This is a genomic window from Streptomyces sp. NPDC002133, from assembly GCF_040296405.1.
Lineage (GTDB): Bacteria > Actinomycetota > Actinomycetes > Streptomycetales > Streptomycetaceae > Streptomyces.
On record NZ_JBEOXF010000114.1, the window covers coordinates 1 to 9561 of the forward strand.

The window sequence follows — 9561 nt, forward strand, 5'->3', positions numbered from 1 at the left end:
TCGCCGCCACCCGCGCCCTCGAGACCGCAGGCACCACCACATTCCTCGAACTCGGCCCCGACACCGTACTGAGCGCCCTCATCGCCGACTCGGTCGCGGATCCGGACACCGTGGCCGCCGTGCCCCTGCTCCGCGCGGACCGCCCCGAGGCACGGACCGCCGTCACCGCGGCGGCGTCGGTCTTCGTGCGGGGCGTCGCGGTGGACTGGTCCGCGCTGTACGCGGACTCCGGAGCCCGCCGCGTATCCCTCCCCACATACGCCTTCCAGCGCCGGCGTCACTGGCTCGACACCACCACCACCGCCCGCAAGACCGCCGCACCGGCTCCGATGGCCACGGATGCTCCCTCGGCCACCGCGGCCCCGACGGCTGCTCCGCAGGCTCCGCGCGGCGCACTGGGTGAGCGGCTGGCGGGCCTGTCCCCCGCCGAACGCCGACGGGCCGTGCAGACGCTGGTGGATGAGCACACCTCCGCGGTTCTGGAGTACGGGCCCGGCGAGCGGGTCGAGCGGCGTACGCCGTTCCAGAAGCTGGGCTTCAGTTCGCTGATGAGCACGGAGCTGCGGGCGTCGCTGACCGCCGCCACCGGGCTGCGTCTGCCCAGCGGGCTGCTCTTCGACCATCCGACCCCGCAGGCACTCGGCGCGTTCCTGGAGGCGGAGCTGCTGGGTGCGCTGCCGGACGCGGTCGGCGAGTCGGCCGCCGGGGTCATGCCCGAGGATGCCTCCGGCGACCCGATCGCGATCGTGGGCATGGCCTGCCGCTATCCGGGAGGAGTGTCCTCGCCCGAGGACCTGTGGCGGCTGGTGGCCGGGGGCGGCGACGCCATCTCCGCGTTTCCCGTCGACCGGGGCTGGGACGAGGCCCTGTACGACCCCGACCCGGGCAGGCAGGGCAAGAGCTCCGTACGGCACGGCGGATTCCTTCATGACGCGGGCGAGTTCGACGCCGCCTTCTTCGGTATCTCGCCCCGCGAGGCGCTGGCCATGGACCCGCAGCAGCGGCTGCTCCTCGAGACCGCTTGGGAGGCCGTCGAGCGGGCCGGTGTCGATCCACGCTCGCTGCACGGCAGCCGTACGGGTGTCTTCGTCGGCGCGACCGCGCTGGAGTACGGCCCGCGGATGAGCGACGCTCCAGAGAGCGTGCAGGGCCATGTCCTCACCGGTGGTACGGCCAGCGTCATGTCCGGCCGGATCGCCTACCAGCTCGGGCTGATCGGCCCCGCTGTGACGATCGACACCGCATGCTCGTCCTCACTCGTCGCCCTCCACATGGCGGTCCGATCACTGCGGCAGGGCGAGACGAACCTGGCGCTGGTGGGCGGCGCGACCGTGATGTCGTCGCCCGGCATGTTCGTCGAGTTCTCGCGGCAGCGCGGACTCTCCCCGGACGGCCGTTGCAAGTCCTTCGCGGCGGCCGCGGACGGTACGGGCTGGGCCGAAGGTGTCGGAGTGCTGCTCGTCGAGCGGCTCTCGGACGCCAGACGCCACGGGCACCGGGTCCTCGCCGTCGTACGGGGCTCGGCGGTCAACCAGGACGGCGCGTCCAACGGCCTGACCGCCCCCAACGGCCCCTCCCAGCAGCGCGTCGTCCGCCAGGCGCTCGCCGACTCGGGGCTCGCCCCCTCCGACGTGGACGCCGTCGAGGCGCACGGCACGGGCACGAAGCTCGGTGACCCGATCGAGGCCGAGGCGCTCATGGCCACGTACGGCAGCGGCCGGGACGGTCTGGAGCCGGTCTATCTCGGCTCGCTGAAGTCCAACATCGGGCACGCACAGGCCGCCGCGGGCGTGGGCGGCGTCATCAAGATGGTCGAGGCCATGCGTCACGGCGTTCTGCCCAGGACCCTGCACGTCGACGAGCCGTCGCCGCGCGTGGACTGGTCGCAGGGCGCGATGGAGTTGCTCACCGAGAACCGGGCCTGGCCCGAGACGGGCCGGCCGCGCCGCGCCGGCGTCTCGTCCTTCGGCATCAGCGGGACGAACGCCCATGTCGTCGTCGAGCAGGCGCCGGAGGCCGAGCCGACGCCCGGGACGGATGCCCAGCCGACACCCGCGACGGGGACCGAAGGCGTGGCCGGGAAGGGAGCAGAGGGCCAGGCCGGGAAGGGGACCGAGGTCGCGTCCGGGGCCGATCGATCGCGGCCGTCCGCCGTCCCGGTTCCCGGAATCCCCGCGCCGTGGCTGCTGTCCGCGCGCGACGCGGACGCCCTGCGGGCGCAGGCTGTCCGGCTCCGCGAGCACCTCACCGACGCCGGTACAGCCTCCGGCACCGCTGACGCCGTCGGCGACGACGACGGCGCCGCTCACCTCGCTGACGTCGGTCTGTCGCTGGCTGTCACCCGCACCGCCTTCGAGGAACGGGCAGTTGTGCTCGCCGAAGACCTGGACGGCTATCTGGCGGGGCTGGACGCCGTCGCCGAAGGAGCCGAAGCGGCGGGCGTGGTGCTCGGCACAGCGAAGGACGACACCCGCACAGCGTTTCTCTTCACCGGTCAGGGCGCCCAGCGCCTCGGCATGGGGCGAGAGCTGTACGCCACCTCGCCGGTCTTCGCCGAGGCCCTCGATGCCGCCTTCGCCGAGCTGGACCAGTGGCTGGAACGCCCGCTGCGGGACGTGGTGTTCGCCGAAGGGGCCGCCGAGGCGGGCTCCGCGGATGCGGACCTGCTGCACGAGACGACGTACACCCAGCCCGCGCTGTTCGCGGTCGAGGTGGCCCTCTTCCGGCTGCTCGAGCACCACGGCGTGACGCCTGATCTGGTCGCCGGACACTCGGTCGGCGAACTCGCCGCCGCCCATGTCTCCGGCGTCCTCACCCTCGCCGACGCCGCGAAGCTCGTCGCCGCCCGCGGCCGACTGATGCAGGCCGCCCGCCCCGGCGGGGCGATGATCGCAATCGAGGCCGAGGAGGACGAGGTCACGGCGTCCCTGGCGGGGCACGAGGCGGAGGTCTCGCTGGCAGCCGTCAACGGCCCCGCCTCCGTGGTCGTGTCCGGCGACGCGACCGTCGCCGGACGGATCGCCGACGAGTGGCGTGAGCGGGGCCGCAGGGTCCGCCGACTGCAGGTGAGCCATGCCTTCCACTCACCGCACATGGACGCGATCCTGGCCGAATTCCGCGAGGTGGCCGCCGGTCTGGACTTCCGGCCGCCCGCGATCCCCCTCGTGTCGACGGTGACCGGGGCGCTCGCCACGGCCGCCGAGCTGACCTCGCCCGACTACTGGGTGCGGCAGATCCGCGAGGCCGTGCGCTTCCTGGATGCCACCCACGAGCTGGCGCGGCAGGGCGCCACCGTCTTTGTCGAGGTGGGCCCCGACGCCGTGCTGACCGCGCTGGTCCGGGACGCCCTCGCCGGCCGAGCCGGCACGGCCGTCCCGCTGCTGCGCGCCGGCCGCGCCGAGCCGTGGACGGTCGCGGCGGGCATCGCATCCGCCTACGCGGCGGGGGCGCGCCTGGACGCGGGGACGTTCTTCCCGGGGGCTGCGCTCGTCGGGCTGCCGACGTACGCCTTCCGGCGTGAGCACTTCTGGCTGGCGCCTTCGTCGGCCGCCGATGTGCGCAGCCTGGGTCCGGACGCGTCGGAGCACCCGCTGCTGACGACCGCCGTCGACCTCGCGGACCGCCAGGAGGCGCTGCTCACCAGCCGTATCTCGCTCGGCACCCACCCGTGGCTGGCGGATCACGCCATCGGCACCACCGTGCTGGTGCCCGCCACCGCATTCCTGGAGCTGGCCGTCGCGGCGGGCGACCACGTGGGCGCGCCGCGCGTGGCCGAGCTGACGCTGGAGGCGCCGCTGCCACTCACGGTGGGCGATGCGGTACGGCTCCAGGTGACCGTCGGTGCCCCTGATCCCTCGGGTGGCCGGACGTTCGCGATCCATGCACGGCCGGACAGCGGCGACACAGCCGCGTGGACACGGCACGCCGGTGGTGTGCTGGTCGGGGCGGCGGGCGGGGTCACGACCGACGAGCCGGCTGCCCAGTGGCCGCCCGCCGATGCCGTGGCCGAGCCGCTGGACGACGTGTACGAGCGGCTCGCCGGATTCGGGTACGCGTACGGCGCGGCGTTCCAGGGCCTGCGGGCCGTGTGGCGGCAGGGCGCGGATGTGTACGCCGAGGTGGGGCTGCCGGCCGAACTGCACGAGAGTGCGGCGGGCTTCGGGGTGCACCCCGCGCTGCTCGACGCCGTGCTGCACCCGTTGGTGCTGGACGCGGCGACGGTCGGGGAGGACAGGGCGGCCGGGGAGACGGACAAGAACGGCGAGGCCGTCGAGGACAGCGACCGGATGATCCGGTTGCCGTTCGCCTGGAGCGGTGTCGAGCTGCACGCGACGGGTGCCACGCAGCTGCGCGCACGCATCACACCGACCGGGACCGACACGGTCGCGCTCACGCTCACCGACGCCTCGGGCGCGTCCGTCGCGACGGTCGAGTCGCTGACACTGCGCCCGGTGGAGAAGCGGCGGATCGCGGAGGCGGCGGCGCCTGTCGTCGGCGACGACGACTCGCTGTACGTGCCGGAGTGGCCGGCGATCGCCACACCGGAGACGGTCGAGCCGGCCGAACTGACCTGGGCGGAGCTGACATCGGACCTGTCCGGCCCGGACAGCGCCGTCGACGTCGTCGTCGTACGCAGGGAAGTGCTCCAGGACGGTGCCGCCGACGTCGCCGGTGCCGAAGGTGCCGAGTCCGACGGACCGCGTGAGACGGCCGGGCGGGCGCTACGCCTCATCCAGGAGTGGCTGGCTCAGGAACGGTTCGCCGATTCGCGGCTGGTATTCGTCACGCGTGGCGCGGTCGCGGCGCTACCCGGCGAGGACGTCACGGATCTGTCCGCCGCCGCCCTGTGGGGCCTGGTCCGTTCCGTGCAGTCCGAGCACCCGGGCCGTCTGGTCCTGGTCGACATGGGTGTCGCAGACGAGACGGATGTCGCGGACGACGCGGACGACGCGACCGCCGCGCTGCTTGCCGCCGCCGTGACCACCGATGAGCCTCAACTTGCCGTCCGCAACGGTCGGTTGCACGCGCTCAGGCTCGCCCGCGCACCCCGCACACCCCGCGCGGCAGGAGCCACACCGCCCGTCACACCGCTCGAACTCGACCCGGACGGCACCGTGCTCGTCACCGGCGGCACCGGCGGGCTCGGCGCGCTCTTCGCCCGTCACCTGGTCACCGGCCACGGCGTACGGCACCTGCTGCTGACCAGCCGGCGTGGACCGGCGGCCCCCGGTGCCGACGACCTCGTCGCGGAACTCACCGCGCTGGGCGCCGAGGTGACCGTACTGGCCGCCGACATGGCCGAGCGGGCGGAGGTGAGCCGCCTGCTGGCGGAGGTGCCCGAGGCGCATCCGCTGACGGCGGTCGTGCACGCGGCCGGTGTCCTGGCGGACGCAACCGTGCAGACGCTGACCCAGGAACAGCTCGACACCGTGCTGCGGCCCAAGGCCGACGCCGCGTGGCATCTGCACGAGCTGACCCGGGATCTCGGCCTGCGGGCGTTCGTCCTCTTCTCGTCCGTGTCCGGCCTCACCGGCACGGCCGGCCAGGCCAACTACGCCGCGGCCAACGCCTACCTCGACGCGCTCGCCCAGCACCGCAGGGCGAGCGGGCTGCCCGCCACCTCGCTGGCCTGGGGACTCTGGGACAACTCTCGGGGCATGGGCGCCACCCTGACCGACGCCGACCTCGCCCGGTGGGAGCGGGCGGGCACGGTCCCGCTCACCCCGGAGCAGGGCCTCGCGCTGTTCGACGCGGCGCTGGGCCGCGAGGAGCCGCTGCTGGTGCCCGTGGCGCTGAACCTGGCGGCACTCCGGAGCGGCGGCCCCGAGCTGCCGCCGGCGCTGTACCGGGGGCTCGTACGGACACCGCCGCGGCGCGCCGCCCGGCCGGGTGCGGCCGCCCGTGCCGACGCCGATGCGGGTACGGAGTGGGTGCGCCGGCTCGCGGACCTTCCGGAGAGGAAGCGGGGGGACGCCGCGCTGGACCTGGTCCGTGGCGCGGTGGCCGCCGTCCTCGGCCACACGGGCGCGGGCGCCGTCGATCCGGAGCGGGCTTTCAACCTGCTCGGGCTCGACTCGATGGCCGGTGTGGAGCTGCGCAACCGGCTGACCTCCGCCACGGGTCTGCGCCTGCCCGCCACGGCGGTCTTCGACCACCCGACACCGGCCGCCCTGGCGACGTTCCTGCTGTCACTCGCGCAGGAGGCCGACGCACCGGCGCAGTCCGCCGCCCATGCACGGTCCCGGAACCTGACCCGGCCCCGGACCCAGGCCGGGATCGCAGCGGACGAACCGATCGCGATCGTCGGCATGGCCTGCCGCTATCCCGGCGGGGTGTCCTCGCCGGATGACCTGTGGCGACTGGTCGCCGACGGTGTCGACGCGGTCAGCGCGTTCCCGGACAACCGGGGCTGGGACCTGGAGCGCCTCTACGACCCGGACCCGGACCACGTCGGGACCTCGTACACCCGCGAAGGCGGCTTCCTGCACGACGCGGACCTCTTCGACCGGGAGTTCTTCGGCATATCACCGCGCGAGGCCGCCGCCACCGACCCCCAGCAGCGGCTGCTCCTCGAGACCGCGTGGGAGACCTTCGAGAGCGCCGGTCTGGACCCGGCGCTGCTGCGGGGGACGAACACCGGTGTGTTCACCGGGGCGATGTACGACGACTATGCCTCGCGGCTGGCCAGTACTCCGGAGGAATTCGAGGGCTTCCTGCTCGCGGGCAACCTCTCGAGCGTCCTGTCGGGCCGCCTGTCCTACACGTACGGTCTGGAGGGTCCGGCGGTCACGGTCGACACGGCCTGCTCGTCGTCGCTCGTCGCGCTGCACCTTGCGGCGAACGCACTGCGGTCGGGCGAGTGCGACATGGCCCTGGCCGGCGGTGTCACGGTGATGTCCGGCCCGCACACCTTCATCGAGTTCTCGCGGCAACGGGGCCTGTCCCCGGACGGCCGGTGCAAGTCGTTCTCGGAGGACGCGGACGGCACGGGCTGGAGCGAGGGCGTCGGCCTGCTGCTCGTCGAGCGGCTGTCCGACGCACGGCGCAACGGCCACCGCATCCTCGCGGTCGTACGGGGCTCGGCGGTCAACCAGGACGGCGCGTCCAACGGCCTCACCGCCCCCAACGGCCCCTCCCAGGAACGCGTCATCCGCCAAGCCCTGACCAACGCCCGCCTGACACCCGCAGATGTGGACGCAGTCGAAGCACACGGCACCGGCACGAAGCTGGGCGACCCCATCGAGGCCCAGGCCCTACTGGCGACGTACGGCCAGGACCGACCCACCGACCGGCCGCTGTACCTCGGCTCACTCAAATCCAACATCGGCCACACCCAGGCAGCGGCCGGCGTCGGCGGCATCATCAAGATGATCCAGGCCATGCACCACGGCGCACTCCCCAAAACCCTCCACATCGACCAACCGACCCGGCACATCGACTGGGAGGCGGGGGCCATCTCGCTCCTCACCGAGCAGCGGCCGTGGTCCGACCGGGGACGTCCGCGCCGAGCCGGAATCTCCTCCTTCGGCATCAGCGGCACGAACGCCCACGTCGTCATCGAGGCTCCACCAACAGTGTCCGGCGCCACGGCCGGCTCCCCCGACGAGTCGGATCCCGGTGCCCCGTCCTTGCTGCCGTGGATCGTGTCGGGCCGCACGGAAGCGGCGGTCCGGGCCCAGGCCGAGAACCTGCGCCGGCACGTTCTGGACCGCCCCGAACTGCGCCCGGCCGACATCGGTTTCTCGCTCGCAACGACCCGCGGTCTCCTGGAGCACGGCGCCGCCGTGCTGGGCACCGACCACGACTCCCTCGTGCAGGGCCTCGCGTCGCTGGCGCTCGGCGAGTCGACGCCCGCGGTCGTGCGCGGCCGCTCGTCCCGCCGTGGCAGGCTCGCGTTCCTCTTCACCGGGCAGGGCAGTCAGCGCCTCGGCATGGGTCGTGAGCTGTACGAGACCTCGCCGGTCTTCGCCCGGGCCCTCGACGGGGTGTGCGCGCATCTGGACGCCGAACTCGCCCGCCCGCTCAAGGACGTGCTGTTCGCCCCGGTGGACTCCGCCGACTCGGCGCTGCTCGACGAGACGGCGTTCACTCAGGCCGCGCTGTTCGCCGTGGAGGTCGCCCTCTACCGGCTGTTCGAACACCACGGCGTCACCCCCGACTACCTGCTCGGCCACTCCATCGGCGAGGTCACGGCGGCGCACATCGCCGGTGTCCTCGATCTGGCGGACGCCTCGGTGCTGGTGGCCGAGCGCGGCCGGCTGATGCAGGCGGCCCGTGAGGGCGGTGCGATGGCCGCCGTCGAGGCGAGCGAGGAGGACGTGCGCCGCTCCCTCGACGGATACGGCGGCAGGGTGGACATCGCCGGGGTCAACGGCCCCCGGGCCGTGGTGATCTCCGGCGACGCCTCCGCTGTCGACGAGATCTCGGCCGCCTGGCGTGAGAAGGGTGCGCGGGCCAAGCGCCTCGTGGTCAGCCACGCCTTCCACTCGTCGCACATGGAGGAGGTCCTGGACGAGTTCCGTACGGTGGCCGCGGGCCTGGCCTTCCACGCGCCGACGATCCCGCTCGTCTCCAACGTCACCGGCACGCTCGCCACCGACGAGCAGCTGACGTCGCCCGACTACTGGGCGCAGCACATCCGTGAAGCGGTCCGCTTCCACGACGGTGTGCGGTATCTGGAGGCCGAGGGCGTCACCGACTATCTGGAGCTCGGCCCCGACGGCGTACTCAGCGCGCTGGTCCCGGCATGCCTCGGCGACGACGGCGCCGGCTCACTGCTCACGGCGCTGCGCAAGGGCAGGCCGGAGCAGGACACGGTCATGGGGGCGCTCGCCCAGCTGGCCCTGCGGGGCGTCGCACCCGACTGGTCCACGGTCTATCCCGGGGCTCGCGCGGTGTCGCTGCCGACGTACGCCTTCCAGCGCGAGCGCTTCTGGCTGGACGCGCCGACGGAGGCGGGCGACGCCGACGGGCTCGGTCTGAGTCCTGCGGACCACCCGCTGCTGGGCGCCTCGGTTGCCATGGCGGACCGGGACGAGCATGTGCTCACGGGGCGGGTGTCGCTGCGTACGCATCCGTGGCTGGCGGATCACGCGGTGGCGGGTCATGTCCTGTTGCCGGGGGCGGCGTTCGTGGAGCTGGTGAGCCGTGCCGGTGAGCAGGTGGACGCCGGGGTGATCGAGGACCTGACGGTGTCGGCCCCGCTGATCCTGCCCGAGCACGAGGGCATACGGATCCAGGTCGTCGTCGGCGAGGCCGACGACAACGGCCGACGAACGGTGAGCGTGCACGCGCGGCACGACGACGGCGCGTGGGTACGTCATGCCGACGGCACCCTGGCCGGTGGGCCCTTCGACGGCTCCGGCGACGCGAGCGGTCCGACCGTGTGGCCGCCGGCCGGGGCGGTCGAGATGGGTCTGGACGGCGTGTACGAGCGGCTCGTCGACTTCGGATACGACTACGGGGCGGCGTTCCGTGGCATACGTCGGGTCTGGCGCGGCGAGGGCGAGGTCTTCGCCGAGATCGAGCTGCCCGAGGAACTCCACACAGACGCCCGCCGGT

General features: G+C 73.4%; 1 protein-coding gene. It reads left to right on the top strand.

Annotated elements, in window-relative coordinates; genetic code table 11:
* Positions 1 to 9561 (top strand): SDR family NAD(P)-dependent oxidoreductase (locus ABT078_RS41800; protein ID WP_502981564.1); only part of this gene is annotated, 9561 nt, incomplete at both ends.